General features: G+C 45.0%; 20 protein-coding genes. 9 read left to right on the forward strand and 11 right to left on the reverse strand.

The window, feature by feature from the left end:
• Window positions 1-109 precede the first annotated feature (109 nt).
• The 7 genes from bcp to J7623_RS23530 all read right to left on the reverse strand — a co-directional run bounded on the left by bcp (window position 110) and on the right by J7623_RS23530 (window position 7,588).
• Window positions 110-580, reverse strand: a complete 471-nt coding sequence (gene bcp, locus J7623_RS23500) for a thioredoxin-dependent thiol peroxidase (RefSeq protein WP_291924997.1) — start codon at window positions 578-580, stop codon at window positions 110-112.
• A gap of 28 nt (window positions 581-608) precedes the next feature.
• Entirely contained in the window at window positions 609-2,297 is a 1,689-nt protein-coding gene (locus tag J7623_RS23505) for a M23 family metallopeptidase (protein ID WP_291924999.1), read from the reverse strand.
• 149 nt (window positions 2,298-2,446) lie between these two features.
• Window positions 2,447-3,256 carry an ATP-binding cassette domain-containing protein gene (locus J7623_RS23510; protein ID WP_291925000.1) on the reverse strand — a complete coding sequence of 270 codons (810 nt, stop codon included), beginning with the start codon at window positions 3,254-3,256 and terminating at the stop codon, window positions 2,447-2,449.
• Complete coding sequence (locus J7623_RS23515; protein ID WP_291925002.1) at window positions 3,256-4,032, reverse strand: ABC transporter permease subunit; 777 nt, start codon at window positions 4,030-4,032, stop codon at window positions 3,256-3,258. The genes J7623_RS23510 and J7623_RS23515 overlap by 1 nt, the downstream gene beginning before the upstream one ends.
• A 74-nt stretch (window positions 4,033-4,106) precedes the next feature.
• Window positions 4,107-5,873 (reverse strand): OmpA family protein, encoded by a 1,767-nt coding sequence (locus tag J7623_RS23520; protein ID WP_291925004.1) that lies wholly within the window; start codon window positions 5,871-5,873, stop codon window positions 4,107-4,109.
• A gap of 40 nt (window positions 5,874-5,913) precedes the next feature.
• Window positions 5,914-6,903 carry a hypothetical protein gene (locus J7623_RS23525; RefSeq protein ID WP_291925007.1) on the reverse strand — a complete coding sequence of 330 codons (990 nt, stop codon included), beginning with the start codon at window positions 6,901-6,903 and terminating at the stop codon, window positions 5,914-5,916.
• A 4-nt stretch (window positions 6,904-6,907) separates the two neighbouring features.
• Window positions 6,908-7,588: a hypothetical protein gene (locus J7623_RS23530; protein ID WP_291925009.1), complete on the reverse strand. Its 681-nt coding sequence runs from the start codon at window positions 7,586-7,588 to the stop codon at window positions 6,908-6,910.
• Window positions 7,589-7,959: 371 nt separating this feature from the next.
• Here J7623_RS23530 and gldA point away from each other — a divergent pair, with 371 nt between their 5' ends.
• From gldA to J7623_RS23560, 6 genes are all read left to right on the forward strand, one after another.
• A complete protein-coding gene (gene gldA, locus J7623_RS23535; protein WP_291925011.1) occupies window positions 7,960-8,874 on the forward strand; it encodes a gliding motility-associated ABC transporter ATP-binding subunit GldA in 915 nt (304 codons plus the stop codon).
• Between the two features lie 126 nt (window positions 8,875-9,000).
• Window positions 9,001-10,290, forward strand: a complete 1,290-nt coding sequence (gene eno / locus J7623_RS23540; RefSeq protein WP_291925013.1) for a phosphopyruvate hydratase — start codon at window positions 9,001-9,003, stop codon at window positions 10,288-10,290.
• Between the two features lie 138 nt (window positions 10,291-10,428).
• Window positions 10,429-10,710: a septum formation initiator family protein gene (locus tag J7623_RS23545; protein WP_291925014.1), complete on the forward strand. Its 282-nt coding sequence runs from the start codon at window positions 10,429-10,431 to the stop codon at window positions 10,708-10,710.
• A 104-nt stretch (window positions 10,711-10,814) separates the two neighbouring features.
• Window positions 10,815-11,021 carry a hypothetical protein gene (locus J7623_RS23550; protein ID WP_291925016.1) on the forward strand — a complete coding sequence of 69 codons (207 nt, stop codon included), beginning with the start codon at window positions 10,815-10,817 and terminating at the stop codon, window positions 11,019-11,021.
• Between the two features lie 40 nt (window positions 11,022-11,061).
• Window positions 11,062-11,709, forward strand: a complete 648-nt coding sequence (gene nth / locus J7623_RS23555) for an endonuclease III (RefSeq protein WP_291925018.1) — start codon at window positions 11,062-11,064, stop codon at window positions 11,707-11,709.
• 2 nt (window positions 11,710-11,711) lie between these two features.
• On the forward strand, window positions 11,712-12,440 hold the full coding sequence (locus J7623_RS23560; protein ID WP_291925021.1) for a DUF2071 domain-containing protein: 729 nt from the start codon (window positions 11,712-11,714) through the stop codon (window positions 12,438-12,440).
• Window positions 12,441-12,451: 11 nt separating this feature from the next.
• Here the strand turns inward: J7623_RS23560 and J7623_RS23565 are convergent, their stop codons facing one another.
• Both J7623_RS23565 and J7623_RS23570 read right to left on the reverse strand, forming a co-directional pair.
• On the reverse strand, window positions 12,452-13,039 hold the full coding sequence (locus J7623_RS23565) for a DUF6134 family protein (RefSeq protein WP_291925022.1): 588 nt from the start codon (window positions 13,037-13,039) through the stop codon (window positions 12,452-12,454).
• Window positions 13,040-13,167: 128 nt separating this feature from the next.
• Window positions 13,168-15,018 (reverse strand): 2-oxoacid:acceptor oxidoreductase subunit alpha, encoded by a 1,851-nt coding sequence (locus J7623_RS23570; RefSeq protein ID WP_291925025.1) that lies wholly within the window; start codon window positions 15,016-15,018, stop codon window positions 13,168-13,170.
• 280 nt (window positions 15,019-15,298) lie between these two features.
• On the opposite strand from J7623_RS23570, the gene J7623_RS23575 reads away from it, so the two are divergent.
• The 3 genes from J7623_RS23575 to J7623_RS23585 all read left to right on the forward strand — a co-directional run bounded on the left by J7623_RS23575 (window position 15,299) and on the right by J7623_RS23585 (window position 17,577).
• Window positions 15,299-16,039: a Bax inhibitor-1/YccA family protein gene (locus J7623_RS23575; RefSeq protein WP_291925027.1), complete on the forward strand. Its 741-nt coding sequence runs from the start codon at window positions 15,299-15,301 to the stop codon at window positions 16,037-16,039.
• Between the two features lie 261 nt (window positions 16,040-16,300).
• Entirely contained in the window at window positions 16,301-16,618 is a 318-nt protein-coding gene (locus tag J7623_RS23580) for a carboxypeptidase-like regulatory domain-containing protein (RefSeq protein ID WP_291925029.1), read from the forward strand.
• Between the two features lie 212 nt (window positions 16,619-16,830).
• Window positions 16,831-17,577 carry a head GIN domain-containing protein gene (locus J7623_RS23585; protein ID WP_291925031.1) on the forward strand — a complete coding sequence of 249 codons (747 nt, stop codon included), beginning with the start codon at window positions 16,831-16,833 and terminating at the stop codon, window positions 17,575-17,577.
• A 105-nt stretch (window positions 17,578-17,682) separates the two neighbouring features.
• On the opposite strand, the gene J7623_RS23590 is transcribed toward J7623_RS23585, so the two are convergent.
• Complete coding sequence (locus tag J7623_RS23590; RefSeq protein WP_291925033.1) at window positions 17,683-18,978, reverse strand: 2'-5' RNA ligase family protein; 1,296 nt, start codon at window positions 18,976-18,978, stop codon at window positions 17,683-17,685.
• A 9-nt stretch (window positions 18,979-18,987) separates the two neighbouring features.
• Window positions 18,988-20,256, reverse strand: a complete 1,269-nt coding sequence (kynU, locus tag J7623_RS23595) for a kynureninase (RefSeq protein WP_291925035.1) — start codon at window positions 20,254-20,256, stop codon at window positions 18,988-18,990.
• Between the last annotated feature and the right edge of the window lie 262 nt (window positions 20,257-20,518).

Here is a 20,518-nt window from a genome sequence, read left to right on the forward strand (position 1 = left end):
CCGAAAGCAAAAAGCTATAAAAGCGAATGACCTAAGCGGATATTAATCTTCTTAGGTCATTCGCTTTTATAGCTTTTTGCTTTCAGCTTTTTGCTTTTTGCTTTTTGCTTTACGCCTTTGGCTCCCAGAGTTCCAGGATTTCCTCCGTGTGATTTTTAGTATCCGGCTTTTTGATGATATGTGCAATCACGCCTTTTTCATCGATGAGGAAAGTAGTCCGATGTATGCCATCATATGTTTTTCCCATCATTTGCTTTTCTCCCCAAACACCGTACTGGTTTACGATTTTATGATCTTCATCTGCCAGTAAAGTGAAAGGCAGATCAAATTTCTCGATAAACTTCTGGTGACTTTGTTCGCTATCTGTACTTACTCCTATTACCACGTATCCTTTTTTCAACAGCACATCATAGTTATCACGCAGGTTGCAGGCCTGTGCCGTGCAGCCGGGAGTATTGTCTTTCGGATAAAAATACAGCACCACACGTTTACCTTTAAAGTCAGTCAGGGATACCTTTTCGCCGTGCTGATCATGTCCTTTAAAAACCGGGGCTTTACTGCCTTCTTTTAAGTTTGTCATATAGCGTTTTTTAGCTGTTGTTAAAATACTAGCGTTTGAATGAAAGGCGGTAAGTGCCTTCATTACCTGCAATATCAGTTACTTTCATCACCAGCATATGCGTTCCGGGCTGGCAGTGTTCATCAAATGTATAAGTCAGCACATTGCCTTTGCGGGAGAACAGCAGCCATTTGCCATCCAGCTCTGCACGATAGCTTTTGATGCCGCTGGCATCGTTCATCGCAAAAGCTATTTTGCCTGCTTTAGCGAGATTGGCGCCAGGCTTCACTCCCAATGGTGTTACTTTAGGCGCTATTGTATCTGCTTCCAGGTGGAAGTTCCCAAAGTCGCGGAAAGAACCCCTGTACCAGCCGTTTTCCAGCGAAGTGGCAGAAGCGCCACTACCCATGCCTTCGCGTACCATTACTATTTTAGATTGCAGATTTTCCGGCACATTACGGGAAGGTTTCAGCAATACATTAAAATAGTCGTGTACCGGTACCAATGGGGTATGCAAATGATATATATTAGAATAGGCCTTAGTGCTTACAGCCGGGGTCTCTGCATAGTTGAAGCAAATTTTGTCATATAGTGCTTCTTCATCCAGGTAAAATTCTACCTGGTTATTTTCGAAAATGTTACGTGAATCCGGATACATTTCGTTGGCGCAGGTTCTGTCTGCTGCCTCCGGTCCACCTTGTTGCAGGTGCAGTTTCACGGTAGAAGTATTACCATAGGCATCTTTTACCAACAGCTTCACTTCGTGTACGGCCCCATCTTCCAGGTGAATGGTACCATCGCCTTTGAGATCGTGGTAGATATCAAGTTTGTTGCCAGGCAAAGAGAAAAGCAGCTGATAGTAAGGGCCTCCTCCCTTCTTCACTTTATAATCGATGTGTGCATTCAGATAACGGGTTTCCTCGTAGCCGATATTATCCAGTTGAAAGTCGATGTCCGGTTCGCCATTCTGTAGAACTGTAACTTCGTATATACCGTAGATGTTACCCGTGTTCATGCGGTCCACAGCGCTTATACCGAGGCTGGCTTTCGCGGCATTGATTTTAATGACCGGCTGTGTGGTAACATATTCACCGTTCACCTTTTTCACGGGCAGCGTAATAGGTTGCTGCTCGTAGATACTTTTATCCCGGTCATATACCGCAATGCGGTATACGTCTGGTGCGTGAGTGTCTGCAATATCAAATCCAAACAGTAATGGATTCAACGGCTTTTCTGTTTGGGTATTGCGGATTTCGAAATGCAGGTGTGGTCCGGCAGAGCCTCCGGTATTACCGCTCCAGGCTACAAAATCGCCTTTCCTTACCGGGAACATGCCGGCAGGGATAGCCAGGTCGCTGGCCCAGCTTTCTGCCTGGTATTGTTGCTTCTTTACATATTGTTGCAGCGCCGGGAAAAAGGCGTTCAGGTGAGCGTATACAGTCGTATAGCCATTCGGGTGAGTAATGTACAACACATTTCCAAAGCCGGTGTGGGAAACCCCGATACGGCTCACATATCCATCTGCAGCAGCATGTACCGGCAGATTTTCCCTTTGCTGGGTTTTAATATCCATTCCCGAGTGGAAATGGTTAGGACGCAGCTCACCGAAATTGCCGGCCAGCTCTATTGGAACATTCAACGGATTTCTGAAATAGCCTTGCGGGTAGTCCTTTACCGGAATGGATTGCGCGTGTAATAATTGCGGTAGTAAGCAAAATAAACCGATGACTCTCTTCATAATATTGCAAATGTAGGGAAAAGCGCAGTTTATGCTACCTTCTGAGGGACTGCCATTTTTTCAAACAAGCAGGTAAGGGAAAAATTTAGGGAGATGGATACCGCCATGGCGTTTCCATCTCCCTAAACAAATTGTTATAATATTATTGCTTACAGTTGTTTCTTTATAGTGGCAACGAGCTGCTGGAATCCGGCATCCTGACGGATTTCCGGCTGCCAGGCATATCCCATTTCACACAGGTCATATTCCTGGATAATAGTAGCGCCTTCTTTGCCTTCTTCTTTACCCAACACCCAAACGGTGTCGGAAATAGCGGCCGCGTTCTCAATATCGTGGCTCACAATAATCAGGGTATTTTCTTCATGTAGGGTAGATACTTTGATCAACAATTGAATTACCTTATCGATCATGAGCACATCCAGTCCGGAAAAGGGCTCATCCAATAAAATAAACTTGTTGCCGGTAAGTACCTGCTGAATAATACTCACACGCTGACGCTGGCCACCACTGAGCTGTGCCGGGTATTTTTTCAGGTGTTCTGTGAGCTGAAAAGTGCCTGCATAGTCTTCAATAATGCGCTTTTTCTCGTCTTCCGTGAGCTTTACAGCAGCGTTATCCAATCCTATTTTCAGGTTATGATAAATAGTACGGTGGTTAAAGAGAATATAGTTTTGCGGTACAATCCCTACCTCCCCGGCTTTCACGGGGTGCTGGTCGTTATCAATTTTTACTACCCCCTGTGTTGGCTGAATCAGCCCAGACAGCATCTTAAACAACTGTGTTTTACCAATACCACTTCTGCCGATCAATGAAACTACCTGTCCCTGTTGCATATTAGGACGGTGAATATCATGGATACAGAAGTTAATATCGCGGAGAATGGTTTTATCGCCATACTGCAACGTAAGGTGTTCCGCAGTCAGCAACGGTTCATGTTTCGTATATACGTTGGCGTTCATTAGCGGGTAGACAGTTTAGTGTAAGGAAATAACCATTCTCTGAATTTACCGAGAATATAGTCGAAAAAGATACCCAGCAAAAAGATGATCACCAATGTACTGAATACCACATCCAGTTGTACATATTTGTTAGCGCGGATCAGCATTACACCAAGACCGCCTTCACTCATGCTCAATCCTTCTACAGAAGTAATCATGAGCCAGGCAATGGCAAAGTTCTGACGCATTACTTCAAATACCTGGTCCAAACGCCCTACTATAATCACTTCCCATAGGGTTTTCCAACTACCCATACGCAGGGTGGTACACAGCTCAAACTCCTGTTTGTTGATGCCATCGACTACAGACAATAATGAAGTCACAAAGAATGGAACGATACCAAAAATCAGCAGGCTGAGTTTCAGTTCATGCCCGTTCTGCGTCCACAGGGTAAAGAGAAACGTTAAGCCTGTGAGAGTCAGGTACCGGCACTTAATCACAAATCGCGCAATTGGATTAAAGAGTGGTACAATAGAAAGATAACTAATCACCAGTGCAATCACAATCGAGATAAACATTCCTTTGATGGTGAGTACCAGGCTGGCGAATAAATTGTCGATAAAGGAAGGGTCCTGTACTATTTTACCCAGTGTTTGCAATACTTTAAGCGGTGTTGGAATCAATCCGCCTCCGCTGAGCTGCCATACTACCAGTGCTATTATTACTTCTGCAATCACCAGCGATACCATCGCACGGCGGTTGAGTACACGCAGCGGTTCAAAAAAAGATTTAATCACGTCTAAAGTTATTGGGTGGAACGAAAGGGGGAATTGTGTTGTTCAGTTAATTCCTGAACAACACAATCATACTATTACTGACCTAATACGATCTGTACACGACGGTTTTTAGCACGACCATCGTTGGTATTGTTATCTGCAACTGGTTTGGATGAACCATAACCTTTGGATTCGATACGGGCTTCCTGCAGGCCTTTGCCTACCAGGTAATTTCTCACCGCTTCTGCACGTTCGTTGGATAATTTTTCGTTAGCAGTTTCATTACCTACGTTATCGGTATGTCCGTATACGCCTACTTTCAAACCTTCAGCAACGACGGCGCTTTTCAGGATTTCATCCAGTACTGCATGTGAAGCAGCTTTGATTACGGCACTACCGGTTTCAAACTGAATCTGGTAAGATTTGGAAGATACTTCTGAAGTAATGTTATCTGCATACTTTTCCTTGATCGCAGCACCTTCCAGCAGTTCTGGGTGATTCGCCACCACAGAAGCCAGGAACGACTTGTCTACCACCTGGGTATATACCGGATAAGTAGGCATGATTTCAGGATACATTTTAGCCAGAATTTCACCGAAAGTGCTGTACACTATTTTATAACGGTCAATCGCATCTTTACCCATACCAAAGGTATTGGCGGCATCGGTAAGGTTGAAGGCCATAGATCCACCCAATGGGATATTCAGACCCTGTACATCTTTTTCTTCCACACCGTTGTAGTATTTCAGCCAGTAAGCACCGTTCTGCTCATTGTATACTTTTGCAGACACTTCACCCGCAAAGGCTTTCGCGTCGTTGAAAGAACGTACCTGGTCGCCGGCTTGTGCCAGGGCGATAATCAGGTTTTCGATGTCTGTACGGTGATCGTAAGCAAACTTCTTGATGGTGATGGTGATATTCGGCATCTGTGAAGTGTATTCACGGGTAGATGCGATATTTACCAGACCACCTTTTTTCTGTGCTACGTTTACGTCGCCGGGAGTCCAGGTGGCCACACCGTCTACGCCTACTGTAGTGTCTTTGCTGGTTTTCTTACCATCAATTACCAGTTTACGGTTTTCTTTGTAGCCTGCAATATATTTAGCGCCGGCATCCAGGAAATCGTTTGCTGCAATGATGTTGATCGCGTTGCGGTCATAGGACGTTTCATCCGGGTTTACAGGGATGTTGTTATCGCCTGCCCATTTCAGCATGATGTTCAGGTCACCATCGCGGAGTACACCGGCAACGGTTTTACCGATAGCTGTTTTAGGATCTCTTTTCCATTCCACAGGTCCCATCAGTTTATCTTCACCATAGCTTTTACCCATGGTATAGAAAGCAATTGGCTGATAGTCCGGACCCAGTGGTTCCAGTTCTTTGGCCAATGCCGCAAAGAAAGCAGGCATACCGTCTCCCATGAAGGAAGCAAAGATACCAGTGGTGTTAGGATTCTTTTTATAGTCCTGTGCAAACTTTACTATGTCTGCAATGGATTTATTACAGTCGTCCTGGCGTACCAGTTGTACCTGTAACTTAGCTTTATCTATCAAGGAACCTTTGGTAGTATTGGCGCCACCGTTGGCATACATCAGCGCGAACTGTGAGTTCCACGCCATTACACGCCAGGAGATTTTGGTGCCGCCGTTCAAAGCTTCTGTACTTTCTGGTAAAGGCAATTTCACGGCATTTCCACTCAGTGAAGCTTCCGCAGCATCCGGCAAGGTTACTTTTCCAATTTCGGTGGCTGCTTTTGCTTGTTGGGGGCGTTTATCCCACCATAACACTTTTCCTGCATAGATGGCACCTAACAGCAGTACGATGCCCAAAACCTTTCCACCGGGTTTTACTTTCACGGCCATAGTTGTAATATTTGTTGATTAGAGGTTGTTGTTGTTTTAGTTAGCTTAACAGATCGTTGTAGTTGTCAGTACGAACGGTACCTGGTTGCTGAGGTACGCGGGAAGGTTCCCATTTCTGTATATCCAGTTTATATGTTTTATCGGGGTCGTAAGATTCCAGCATTTTCAGACCTTGCAGTTCATAGGTGGCATTATCCAGGTCTATAGAACGCATAAAGTCGGTTGAATAGTTGATGGCTTTCTTCATACTGGCCAGTTTGGTGGCGATGTCCTCTTTCAGGAATTCCATAGATTGTTCCACCATCAGTTTCTTCTCCGGATCTCCGTTGAAAATTTTGAGTGCAGATGACAGCGCTTTGTTACCGGAGGTCACAGACTTGTAGAGGTCTTTTTTCAGTTCCAGTTCATTGCGGGCATCTTCAATCATGTAACCGCTGTTTTTATGCACTTTGGTAAGGTAATCACCAATGCGTGCAAGGTTATCGCGGATAGGTGTCAGCTGTGCGATGTATTCTTTCACACGGGCAATTTGCCTGGTAGCGTTTCCTAATTCCGGCAGCATGTTATTGTTCTGTGCAGCTTTGGCGCGGCTCAGCAGCTGTGTCATTTCCTTTTCCTTATCACTGATCTTCAGATCAATTTTCTCTTTTTGCGCGTCTACTTCAACAGATTGATTGTACAATTTTTCGCGCTGTTCCTCCATATCGCCGATATAATCTTCTGCGATGAGGAAGGGATCCAGTTCAATCACGAGGCCTACGAGTTTTTTCATGAGCCATTCGTACAGGTAAAACAGGCTAAGGCGAAGTTTACGGTGTGTAACACAGTAAAGGAATACACCCAAACATACCAGGGCGATACCAAAGTTGAGGGTATTCCAAACCACTGATGTCAGGATGGGAATTACGTAATAGCCGATGGCTACCAGCAGTCCCAATCCGATCAGGATGCCGAATTTACCTCCTGGTCTGTTCCAATAAGATTTCAATTTCTGCCCCTGGTCGGTGGCAGGAAAGTATTGCGTTTCCATAGCGTTAAAGCGATGTTTCTATTTTTTGAATGTCTGTGTTTATTTTTCTGACCATAGCTTCGCAGGCCACCTGGTAACCCTGGCGGTTAGCGACTATTTTCTCCTCCTGTTCAGCCAATTGCTTCTTCAGTTGTTCTGTTGTTGCCTGTGCTTCTGTAATTTCTTTGGTAAGCTGTTGGATCAGGGCGGCATTATCTGCCATCTTCTTTTCTAGATCCTGTAATTGCTGATGTCTGCCATCTACTTCGGTACTGGCTTTATTAGCAACTGCTTTCTCAAATTCGGCCTTATCCTGCTCAATAATTTGTTTGTATTGAGCAGCGCTTTCAATTAACCTGGTTTTAGTCAGGCCCTGAATGCTAAGGGTAGCATACACGGCAGCCATCCGGGCGTTTTCGTCCTTTACATGCGCTTCCAGTGTATCCATCATCTTCCAGAATTCGTAATAATCAGGCCCTGGGAAGTTGCTTTTTTCAAACAGCGCACTGAAGTGTTGTTCGAACTTATCCACATCTGCGGCAGATAGCGCAACTGGCCCTGGTGGCCGTTGTGCCACGGGGTCTGACGGATTACTAAGCGGGAATTTTTGCGACAGAGAGGGCTGTTCAGACCTCCTGACTTCGCTGTTTTCATCGGGTTCAAATTCCACAAAAAGGCCCATTGCTTTTTTTAGAAAGTTTGACATCAAAATTTGGGTTGAAGCATGAAAGTGATTTTATATGTAGTGCTTTATGTAAGTGCTTTGCCTGTATAGGTTATATAACGTATAGGTGTTACATTAGATGCAAGTTATATGCCAATGTCAGTGCAGGTGTTTTTGTTCACATATAGGTGTTAGTTGATTTCGCTATAAATATATATATATTTCGCCGAAGTAGTACCAAAATGGCGGAAATGGGTGCCAGTCCGCTTTAAAACCCCGTTTAGCCTCTCTGGAAGCGATAAATACCCTTGATTTTTTGGTACAAAAAGACCATTCCGGGCTCCGCCGTACCTGCCGTTATAGTTTATCCTCTTTTTATAGTACATTAGGACCCGCAAAACGTGCTAGCATACATGTCTATCAAGGTATCAGAACTTACTAAAGTATACGGGGAACAACGGGCAGTGGATGCAGTCTCCTTCGAGCTAAAAAAAGGTGAAATCACGGGTTTCCTGGGCCCCAATGGCGCCGGGAAATCTACTACCATGAAGATGATTACCGGTTTTCTGCCACCTACCAGTGGGAAAGCCAGTGTATGTGACTTTGATATTGTTACCCAGTCGCTGGAAGTACGCAAAAGAGTAGGCTACCTGCCGGAATCCAATCCTTTGTACTACGACATGTATATGCGGGAATTCCTGGAGTTTATAGCAGGTATCCACCACTTGGGAAAGGCCGGTGCACAGCGGATTGATACCGTTATCCGGCAAACCGGGCTTCAGCCGGAGCGGCATAAAAAGATCGGTGCACTCTCCAATGGTTATAAACAGCGTGTAGGGTTGGCCCAGGCCCTGCTGCACGACCCGGAAGTATTGATTCTCGATGAACCTACTACTGGCCTGGATCCCAATCAGCTGGCGGATATCAGGCAACTGATCAAAGAATTGGGGGCCAATAAAACAGTGATACTTTCCACGCATATTATGCAGGAAGTAGCGGCACTTTGCGACCGCGCTATCATCATTAATAAGGGGAAAATAGTAGCCGACGATAAATTGTCGGTATTACAGCAAAACAATACAGGGAATGGTTATTTACAGGTTACCTTTGCGGAGCCGGTAACGGAGGCAGAGTTGCTGTCCATCGGCGGAATTACCCGTGTGGTGGCCGTGGAAGAGCTCAGCTGGCAATTATTTACGAGCCAGGTAGATGAGGTAAGAAAAAACCTGTTACAATTTGCTTTGATTAATAACCGGAACATACTTTCTTTGCAGAGCAATTCACAAAGCCTGGAAACTATTTTCCGGGAAATGACGAAAAGCGTCTAGCTTTTAGCCATTAGCTTTTAGCTAATGCAGCGAAGACTAACACATTATAACATATCCGCTTGGCTAATAGCTAACTGCTAATAGCCAACAGCTAAATATCGCTTAACAATAATAACTTTTCGAATTATGAGTACTATTTCAGAAATCCATGCCAGACAAATTCTCGACAGCCGTGGTAACCCTACAATTGAGGTGGATGTAACCACCGAAGACGGCCATTTTGGTCGTGCAGCAGTTCCATCCGGTGCTTCTACAGGTAAGCACGAAGCAGTAGAATTGCGTGATAATGATAAAAGTGTTTACATGGGTAAAGGCGTTCTGCAAGCGGTTGCCAACGTAAATGACATCATCGCTGAAGAACTGATTGGCTGGGAAGTTACAGACCAGGCCGGCATCGATAAAATGCTGATCCAATTGGATGGTACTCCAAATAAAGCCAAACTGGGAGCTAACGCTACCCTGGCAGTGAGCATGGCGGTAGCCAAAGCTGCTGCAGAAGAAAGCAACCAGCCCCTGTACCGTTACCTCGGCGGTGTAAATGCTTTCACCCTGCCTATTCCTTTAATGAACATCATCAATGGTGGTGCGCACGCAGATAATAAAATCGACTTCCAGGAATTCATGATCGTACCGGTTGGTGCACCTTCTTTCTCTGAAGGTCTGCGCTGGGGCGTGGAAATATTCCACCACCTGAAATCTGTACTGAAGAAGAAAGGTTATAGCACCAACGTAGGTGACGAAGGTGGTTTTGCTCCTGAAATCCAGAGCAACGAAGAAGCGATCGAAACTGTACTGGAAGCTATCAAAGCAGCTGGTTATGAACCAGGTACCCAGGTGGCTATTGCACTGGATGCTGCCAGCAGCGAAATGTACGATGAAGCTACAAAGAGCTACAAATTCTACAAAAGCTCCCAAAAAGTAATCAGCAGTGATGAAATGGTGGCTTTCTGGACAGAATGGGCTAACAAATATCCTATCGTTTCTATTGAAGATGGTATGGCTGAAGATGATTGGGATGGCTGGAAAAAACTGACTGAATCTATCGGCAAACGCGTACAACTGGTAGGTGACGATTTATTCGTAACCAATGTACTGCGTCTGAAAGAAGGTATCGACAAAGGTATCGCTAACAGCATCCTGGTGAAAGTAAACCAGATTGGTACGGTAACTGAAACTATTGATGCAGTGAACATGGCGCACAAAGCTGGCTATACTTCCATCATGAGCCACCGTTCCGGTGAAACTGAAGATACTACGATCGCTGACCTTGCCGTAGCCCTGAACTGCGGCCAGATCAAAACCGGTTCTGCTTCCCGTACTGACCGTATGGCGAAATACAACCAGTTACTGCGTATCGAAGAAGCACTGGGAGAAGTAGCAGTTTATCCTACCAACTCTATCAGCGTTAAAAAATAATCGGTAACAACAGTAATTACGGATTTACGGGCTGCATTCATCTGCCTGTAAATCCGTAATTCGTTATTTACAATTCCGATTTCTTTAGTAAATTGCCATATGTCCTGGTCCAAGTACATCCATAATATGCCAAAGTTTTTGAAGAATAAATTCTTCATAGCCTTTGCTGCCTTTGTGATATGGATCTCCTTCCTGGACAAAACCAACCTGATGTCTCAGTACCAGTTCCAGTCTGAGGTCAATAAACTGGAAAATCAGAAGGCATTCTTCATCCAGGAAATCAAACAAACCAAAGAAGAACAGCAGGAACTGCTTTCCAGCCCTGAAAAACTGGAGAAATTTGCCCGCGAAAAGTATTATATGAAGAAAGATAATGAAGACCTGTTCATTATCACTCCCGCTCCCAAGCCCCAGCCCTGAGCCTACTCTTGCATATCTTAAAAATTTATCTTAAATTAACAATAGATTCCGCGCTTGCACCGTTATAAAATAAGAACCTATTCTTAGTATTAAAATAATAATGCATGAGTAATTTTACACTTTCTGTGCTGTCTACCCTGTGTCTTGTTACTAAAAGCGACATTAAACACCAGGAGGAACTTTCTTTAACCCAGGAAGAGCAAGCTTGTTTTGAAAGCACGCTCAATACGGTACGTTATTCGCCAAGGCCGGCTACGTTGCAGGTTATCTTTGACTACGCCGCCAACAAACAATCTACGGAAGAAAAGTAACAGCAATCCTTACTTTTTCCATTTTTCCTATCTTTAGGGCATGACTCAAAAAGAGCGTTATGCATTTGTTCTCAAGTACTTTGAGGAACATGCACCGAATGCCGAAACGGAACTGATTTACGACAATCCCTACCAGTTGCTGGTAGCTGTTATCTTGTCTGCCCAATGCACAGATAAGCGGGTAAATATGACCACCCCCGCCATTTTTGAAAAATATCCGGATATACATGCCCTCAGCAAGGCCACCTTTGATGACCTCTTCCCGCTGATACGAAGCATCAGCTACCCGAACAATAAAACCAAACACCTTATAGGAATGGCGGAAATGGTAGTGGAAGACTTCAACGGGGAAATACCAGCTACTGTGCCAGAGCTGGTGAAATTGCCTGGTGTGGGCCGTAAAACGGCCAATGTCATCACTTCCGTGGTACATCATCAACCCAATATGGCAGTAGATACCCATGTATTCCGGGTGTCAGCACGCCTTGGGTTGACAACCAACGCCAAAACACCGCTGCAAACAGAATTGCAGCTACTCAAACATATCCCGAAAGAGAAAGTATATATTGCCCATCACTGGCTCATTTTACATGGCCGTTACATCTGTGTGGCCAGAAGCCCTAAATGCGGGGAATGCGGTCTCAGACCAGCCTGTAAGTACTATGCCAGGCTGATAAAAGCCAATTAACGATGCGCCCATTCCTGACTGCCGCCTGGAGAAACCTCCTCATGCTCAATTTCGAGGCCGACCCTACGGTGCTCAAAACCTATTTACCGGCACATACCGAACTCGATACCTGGAACAATACCCATTATGCAAGCCTCGTAGGCTTCCTGTTCCAGGACACGCGGGTAAAAGGCCTTGGTTTACCCGGCCATCGTACGTTTGAGGAAGTCAACCTTCGCTTCTATGTACGTTTCAAAGAAGATGGGAACTGGAAGAGAGGGGTAGTATTTGTAAAGGAACTTGTTCCTAAACCCCTGATCACGTTTGTGGCGAATACTATTTACAAAGAAAAATATGCCACCCATCCCATGGAACATCACTGGGAATACCCGGATGCTGACACGTTGAAAGTGGCGTATAGATGGAAAGTAAATAATGAGTGGAATCATTTAACTGCTACCGCATTGCAGGCAACACAACCTATTATTACGGGCAGTGAAGAAGAATTTATTACAGAGCATTACTGGGGTTATACACGGGTGGATGATGTTACTACCGGCGAATACCAGGTTACTCATCCGCAGTGGCATACGCATCCGGTTAGCCATTTCGGTTACCAGTGCAGTACGCGATTGCTCTATGGAGCTGCCTTCGAAAATATGCTGCAGCAGCCACCTCGCAGCGCCCTGCTGGCAACAGGCTCAGAGATTGCGGTAATGCCCGGCAGAAAGATCCGCACGGTTACTTTTTAAGCAACAAAAATTTAGCTGACTTTTACAAAGATCGCTTTGCCAAAAGAGTGGTTCACTTCTACCAGTACCAGTGTACCGTTTTCGTATTTAAACACGTTCTTTTTCCCCTCCGGCAAAGAAAGTTCATACATCCCTCCTCCCAGTGATTTTAAGGGCAGGAAGCGGCCCAATGTTTCAGAAAATACACGGGTGAGCTGCCTTGGTTCCGTAAAATAAAGATCTGCTACGCATTCTTCAATTTCCGCGTTGTTCAGTACGGACTTTTCTCCATCTACAGTAATCGTATATTCTTTACCGTTACGAATGGTTATAGTGCTCTTTTTATCATCTCCGTTTTTGATGCGGGAAGATTTGGCGTTGGTGAGTACGTTATTACTGTATTCGTTAACGATGTCGCTATTGATTTTCGACAACATTACCTGTATGCGTGTTTTGATAATAATACTTTTAGCAGCGCCACTGGTTTTACGGTTGGCTTCAATGGTACCTACCGCATGGTTCCCCACTCTCACTTCAAAAGTATTTGTTTGGGCATTTGCCTGTACATACACTACAGCTACAGTAATAACGGTTAGCAATACACGAAAAATGTTATACATAATAATCAACTTAAACTAACAAAAAATGTAGCTGCGAATAGTCTGCCGATACAGGAAAATACAAAAAATCCTGTCACGATGGACAGGATTTTTTATTATGCAGTAAAACAATATGTTGTGGTAAGTACCTATGCAAGCATTTCTTTGATCTTTGTTACCAGCTCACCTTTTGTAATAGGAACACCCATAATCTTATTATATCCTTGTGCATCAATGAGGAATTGATCACGAATAATTTTGATCAACTGACCATTGTTAATTTCCGGAATCAATACTTTATCGTAGCTATGGAGTATTTCACCGAGGTTTTTAGGGAACGGGCGGATATGACGGATGTGTGCGTGCGCCACCTGGTGTCCTTCTGCCAGCAGGTCTAACACAGCGCTTTTAATCGCACCATAGGTAGATCCCCAGCCGAGTACCAGTATTTTCCCTTTTTCCGGACCCAGTTCAATTTTCTGTAACGGAATATGATCTGCAATCTTGTCTACTTTCTCCTGGCGGATTTTCACCATGAGTTGGTGGTTTTCAGGATCGTAGCTTACATTACCGGTAATGTTTTGTTTTTCGAGGCCACCAATGCGATGCTCCAGTCCTGGTGTACCGGGAACTGCCCAGGGGCGTACCAGGTTTTCATCACGGTGGTAAGGAAGGAACTGTTCTTCTCCTTCCTCGAGTCCTTTCTTGAATTTCACTTCAATCTTGGGCAGGTCGGCTGCTTTCGGGAAGCGCCATGGTTCAGCACCATTGGCAATATATCCATCGCTGAGGAAGATCACTGGCGTCATATGTTGCGCGGCGATGCGGAAGGCTTCAAATACAGCATCGAAGCAATCTGCCGGTGTGGAGGCAGAAATGATTGGCATCGGGCATTCACCGTTACGGCCATAGTAAGCCTGTAACAGGTCAGATTGCTCTGTTTTGGTAGGTAAGCCGGTAGAAGGTCCGCCGCGTTGAATATCCACGATGATCAGCGGAATTTCCAGCATTACGGCCAGGCCCATGGCTTCACCTTTTAGGGCCATACCGGGGCCGGAAGTAGTGGTAATACCCATGTGTCCCCCGTAGGAAGCGCCGATGGCAGCCGTGATCCCTGCAATTTCATCTTCCGCCTGGAAGGTACGGATACCAAAATTCTTGAAGCGGCTCAGTTCATGGAGGATATCAGAAGCCGGTGTGATGGGGTAAGTACCAAGGAATATCGGCAGGTTAGCCTGCTGAGAAGCTGCTACCAGGCCGTATGACAGGGCAGTATTACCAGTAATACTGCGGTAGGTACCTGGTTCCATGCGGGCTTTTTCTACCCGGTAGCGGGTAGTAAAGGCTTCTACAGTATCGGCGAAGTTGTAACCGGCGTGTAATACTTTCAGGTTACTTTCCAGTATTTCCGGTTTTTTACCAAATTTCTCTTTGAGGAATACTTCGGTATTCTCCATATTACGGTCGTATAACCAGTAGAGGAAGCCCAGTACAAACATGTTTTTTGCACGGTCTTTCTCTTTCATACCCAGGCTAGTGTCTTTGAGGGCTTCCCGCGTCATTTTGGTGACATCCATGGTATGCAGCTGGTAAGCAGCCAGGGATCCGTCTTCCAGGGGATTAACGCCTTCCGGGTAATTGGCAAGGCGCAGGTTCTTGGAGTCGAAGCCATCGGTATTGGCGAGGATGATCCCGCCTTTTTTGAGTCCCTTCAGGTTTGCTTTCAATGCAGCGGCGTTCATAGCTACCAATACATCACAGGCATCACCGGGGGTAAATATTCTGTTAGAAGAGAAGTGTAGCTGGAATCCGCTCACGCCGGGCAAAGTACCTATAGGGGCACGTATTTCAGCCGGAAAATCCGGGAATGTGCTCAGGTCATTACCAAATAAAGCGGTATTATTTGAGAACTGGGTACCTGTTAACTGCATCCCGTCTCCACTGTCGCCTGCAAATTTTATCACTACATCCTCCAGCTGTTGAATCGAAGTATTAGGCATCTATTTATCTTTTAAGGTATTCTTTTTAAAGATGTAAATTTAGGTAATCGGGCGGTAGTAACGCGCTAACTGGCAATATTATTCCGGATCCGATCACAAAAGTACACAACTTCAGTAGACTATTACCGCAGAAATCAACTATTCCCATTACTTTTAGTTATGAGTGATAACCAGCGGTTATTGGTTATAAAAATGCTAATTTTAGCGGCATTTACCGGATTCTAATATCCCGGTATCGAATCAAATCGTATTTTTAACCCATAAATTTAAACTATACTTTATGGCACTATTTCAATCGAACAACCCTGTACTGAAGCAAAGTGTATTTGACAAAGCACCGCATATGGCGGGTGAGGCTATGACCATCCGTGGTACCGTAAACAAAATGTCTTTCATGTTGCTGATGTTAATGGCAGCAGCAATTTTCTCCTGGGGTGAATTTTCACGCGGTAGCAGCAACGTATTGCCTATGGCATTCGGTGGGGCTATTGGCGGTTTTATATTAGCAATGGTGATCATTTTTAAGAAAGAATGGTCCGGCTACCTGGCTCCTGCTTACGCCATTGCAGAAGGCTTATTCCTCGGCGCTATTTCCGCAATGTTTGAAGCAAAGTGGCAAGGTATTGTACTGCAGGCAGTAGGATTAACTTTCGGTACTTTCATTGCTATGCTGGTGTTATATCGCACCGGGGTTATCCGCGCTACAGAGCGTTTTAAATCAATTGTATTCACTGCTACATTGGGTATTGGTATTTTTTACCTGATTGCACTGGTATTACGGATGTTTAATATTGAGATGCCGCTGATTCACAGCAGTGGTACTTTTGGTATTGTATTTTCGCTGGTAGTAGTAGCTATTGCAGCATTGAACCTGATCCTCGATTTTGATATGATTGAGCAAGGTGCGGCACAAGGTGCTCCGAAATATTTCGAGTGGTATGCTTCTTTTGGTTTGATGGTAACCCTGGTATGGTTATACCTGGAAATCCTCCGCCTCCTGAGCAAGTTAAACAGAAGATAATTTCAGCAGTTTACAACTGTGCAGGAAAGCCGCCACATTAACTGTGGCGGCTTTTTTTGTATGTACCATAAGCACATCGTTTTTGTTAACATCTTCCAAAAGATATGTTAAATGACAGGTGATCAAAATATTATGGCACCGTAATTGCAAAATTGGTTTTCAACAACAAGTTCTTTCACATTCTAAAACAGTTAACAAAACAATGCTAACATTTCTACTTGCCATATAACCTTTATTGTTGAACCATTTAATTTGTAAGCTATGAAGAAGATTAAAGTAAGCATGTTAGCACTTGCAGCTGTAGCGTTTGGAGCATTTGCATTCAAGGGTATTGATGGTGGCACCATAGCAGGTAAAGTAACACCGGCAGAAGGCGCCACAGAAGCCTGGGCCATCCAGGGAACAGATACCTTAACGTCTGCTGTTACGGATGGAGCTTTTAGTTTTGAACATGCGAAAGCGGGTGCATATACCGTTATTATAGGAGCGAAAGCGCCATTTAAACCTGCAACTGTTACAGATGTTAGAGTGGATGAAGGAAAGTCCACTGATTTGGGAGAAATTAAATTAGCACATTAAAAAATTACATAGAGCAATAGTTTGTTTTCATAGGGGTTAATCAAAAGCCGGTTCCGTACGTCTGTACGGCCGGCTTATTTTTTTGTGGTTACCTTTACCTGGTGGGCCTTACAGCTCCATCTCCCCTGCTTCTTTCCCGGAAATTACTTTACCGCATAGGGGTATATGTTGTGCCGGACGTCATTTTCTTAAAGCCCCTTAAAAATGATGATATGAAAAGGCAGTTTATTATTACATATACCAGTTTAAGCGTTGGATGGTTACTATTAATGATAGCCATCTTCAGTATTATACTCTCCAGTTGTACCAAAGATAATATTGATGGTTCAGGCCATGTGGTATCTGAAACCCGCAGTATCAGTCCACTAACGGATGTGGAAGTGTCAGGAGATTTTGAAGTACATCTGAAACAAGGTGTGGCCACCAGCCTGGGCATCACTGCGGAGGATAATATTATAGGTATTGTGGAGACGGGTGTGCGCGGTAATACTTTATATATACGTATCCGTGACCGTAAGCGCCTTCGCCGTCATTTGCCGATAAAGATTTATGTGGAGAGTCCTATTTTTCAGCGACTGCAATTTGACGGCTCCGGTACCGTAGATAATCAGGATACCATACGAACCTCGCTTTTTAAATATGAGGTGAACGGGAGCGGTGCCGGGTGGCTCACCCTAGCGACTGGCGCTCTCAACACCACTATCAATGGTTCCGGCAATATGGTATTAAAAGGCAAAGCCGATACGCATAACAGCGAAATTAATGGCAGTGGTAATGTAGACGGTGCTGCGATGGAAGTGCAGAAGGCCAATATTACGATCAGTGGTTCCGGAGACCATGCTGCTTTTGTGCAGCAGCGGCTGGACGTACAGATCTATGGCAGCGGGAATGTTCGTTATACCGGTGCTGCGAGCGTTGTCAGCAATATTATGGGATCCGGTAAAATCATTAAACTGTAAGTCATTAAATTCGTATAACCTACACCGTTATACTGTCTGTGTTTAAAACGAGAAAGGCCCCCGCATTTGCGGAGGCCTTTTCATATTTTATGGGTGGGGCTTTTATCAGGCGCCACCTAATTTGCATTTCTGCAGCACTTCCCATGATTTACCGTTGTGACGGAGGAAGTAGAGGTTATTTACCTTAAAGGTAGCCTCGTATTCCTTATTTTCATATTCAGGCCATGCTTTATTAAACTGTTCATCTTCCAGGTCTTTAAAGGCCACGGTTACGTGAGGTGTAAATCCTGTACGTGCCAGCATGGTGCTGAAGCCAAATTCCTTACGCAGGAAGTTAATCAGCTGACGGTGCATAGCAGACATGGTTTCACTCTTTTCCACGTTGATGAAGAGTACACGGTTTTGTTTGTTCGGGAAAGTACCGAAGCCTTTCAGGGATACTTCGAACGGAGCTTGTGTTTTCGCAAACTCAGTCAGTTCATCACAGAAAGCTTTTTCCAATGCCGGATCAGCCGTGAAAGGTACCTGCAGGGTGATATGTGGCAACACTTTCAGTGCGTACATAGGACCATATTGTTCTGCAAATTCCTGTTTGATTTTTATGATTTCTTTACCTACTTCTGCAGTTGGCAGGAGGGCGATAAAGTAAATTTTATTATCAGGTTTTGGCTCAAAGCGTTGAGGTCTTCCACCCTGTCTTGGGTTTCCGCCACCACGGTATCCACCGCCGCCGCCGCCGCCACGGTTGTAACCACCGCCGCCACCGCCACGATTGTAACCACCGCCGCCACCGCCGCGATTGTAACCACCACCGCCGCCGCCGCGATCGTATCCACCGCCGCCACCGCCGCGATTGTAACCACCGCCGCCACCGCCGCGATCGTAACCACCACCGCCGCCGCGATCATATCCACCGCCACCGCGATTGTAATCACCGCCGCCACCGCGATCGTAACCACCACCGCCTTCACGGTTGTAGCCGCCACCGCCGCCGCGATCGTATCCACCACCGCCGTAGCCACCGCCACCGCGATTGTAACCACCGCCACCGCCGCGGTCATATCCACCGCCGCCGCCATAGCCGCCACCTTCACGGTTGTAGCCACCGCCACCACCTTCACGGTTGTAGCCGCCGCCACCACGATCGTAACCACCACCGCCTTCACGGTTGTAGCCGCCACCGCCGCCATCACGATTGTAATCAGTACGCGGACGATATCCGCCTTCTCGATTGTAACCAGTGCGCCCCTCAGAGCTTCCACTGTTGTAGTCGGGCTTGCCGCCTTCCCGCTCGCTATTTAAATTGGGTTTGTCATCGCCTTTCTCCTTATTGGGATCATTCTCTTTGTTGGTATCAGAAGAATAAGGCCTGCGGGGGCGTTCGTTTCTCTCAAAAGTCATCTTACTTAATTAAGCGTTTGAAGCAATATTAGCTATGATTTCATAAAAATGAAATACGTCCTGATAGGAGTTATACAAGGGTGCCGGTGATACCCTGATAACCCCGGGCTCTCTCCAGTCAACGATTATACCGGCATCGGTCATTCGTTGATGTATTTCTTTACCTTTATCCTGGAACAACAAAGATAACTGAGCGCCACGTTCATTACAATTTTCCGGTGTTATAATCTGGAAATTTGTGCCTTTTAACTGTTGTAACAGGAATTCAAGATAATTGGTCATCTCTATACTCTTGGTACGTAAAGCGCCGATACCGGCTGCTTCAAATAATTCCAGGGAGGCTTTCAGGCTAACCGTATTAAACACCTGAGCGGTGCTTTGTTGCCATCCTTCAGCTTCTTTTTTAGGCACAAACCCTTTTTCCATTTTAAAACGTGCACTCTCTTCATTGCCCCACCAGCCACCTAAACGAAGAAAATCGCGGTTACTGGCATGTTTTTCATGCACAAAAGCGCCTCCTACTGCGCCGGGACCGCCATTCAGGTACTTATAAGAGCACCAAACGGCAAAATCTACTTCCCAATCGTGCAATGTTACCGGTATATTTCCAACTACATGTGCCAGGTCGAAACCTGCGTAAGCGCCTGCCTTGTGAGCAGTTGCTGTTATAGCGGGTATATCAAAAAACTGTCCGGTATAGTAATTTATACCTCCAAATAAAACCAGTGCTAAGCTATCACTTTCTCTGTTAATAATCTCTAAAATATCTTCTAATCTTATCAAATGTTCTCCGGGTCGCGGAGAAACTTCTATAATCGCACTTTCAGGATCGTAACCATGAAACTTAACCTGCGTTTCAACTGCATATTGGTCGCTCGGAAAAGCTCCCGCCTCCATTAACACTTTAAACCGTTGTTTGTTTGGCCGGTAAAAACTAAGCATCATCAAATGCAGGTTTACCGTCAGCGTATTCATAATCGTCAACTCCTGCTGGCTTGCGCCCATCATGGCCGTCAACGGCTTACTACAATATTGCTGATAATATAACCATGGATTTTGAGCCGCCCAATACCCTTCTACTGCATATTGTTGCCAATCCGCCACTTCCTGTTCTATAGCTGTTTTTACATTCTTTGATTGTAAGCCGAGTGAGTTGCCACATAAATAAATAGCATCCTTTCCGTTTCTCTGTGGAAAATAAAACTGATCTCTGAATTTATGTAATGGATCCTGTCGGTCCCTCTCTTTAGCATATGCTAACGATGCTACGTACTCCATGGTCTTCCAATCTTGTTGCGCCTTAGTACTATTCTTTCAATGTTTAATGGCGATTTTGCTAGTTGTCAAGAAAAGCTGAACTTTTTATCTATCTCTATCTTTCTTAATTATATATACTATTACAGGCTAAATGGCCTAACGATTCAAAACAGACTGTCTTTTAATATCTCACTTCTTATTTATCATGGCATATAAGGCTAAGGCTGTATATGGCTAGTAACGTGTAATGCTGTCTTAAGGGTCAAAAGTAATAAAGGCTATT

It is taken from the genome of Chitinophaga sp. (assembly GCF_017745275.1).
Taxonomy (GTDB): domain Bacteria; phylum Bacteroidota; class Bacteroidia; order Chitinophagales; family Chitinophagaceae; genus Chitinophaga.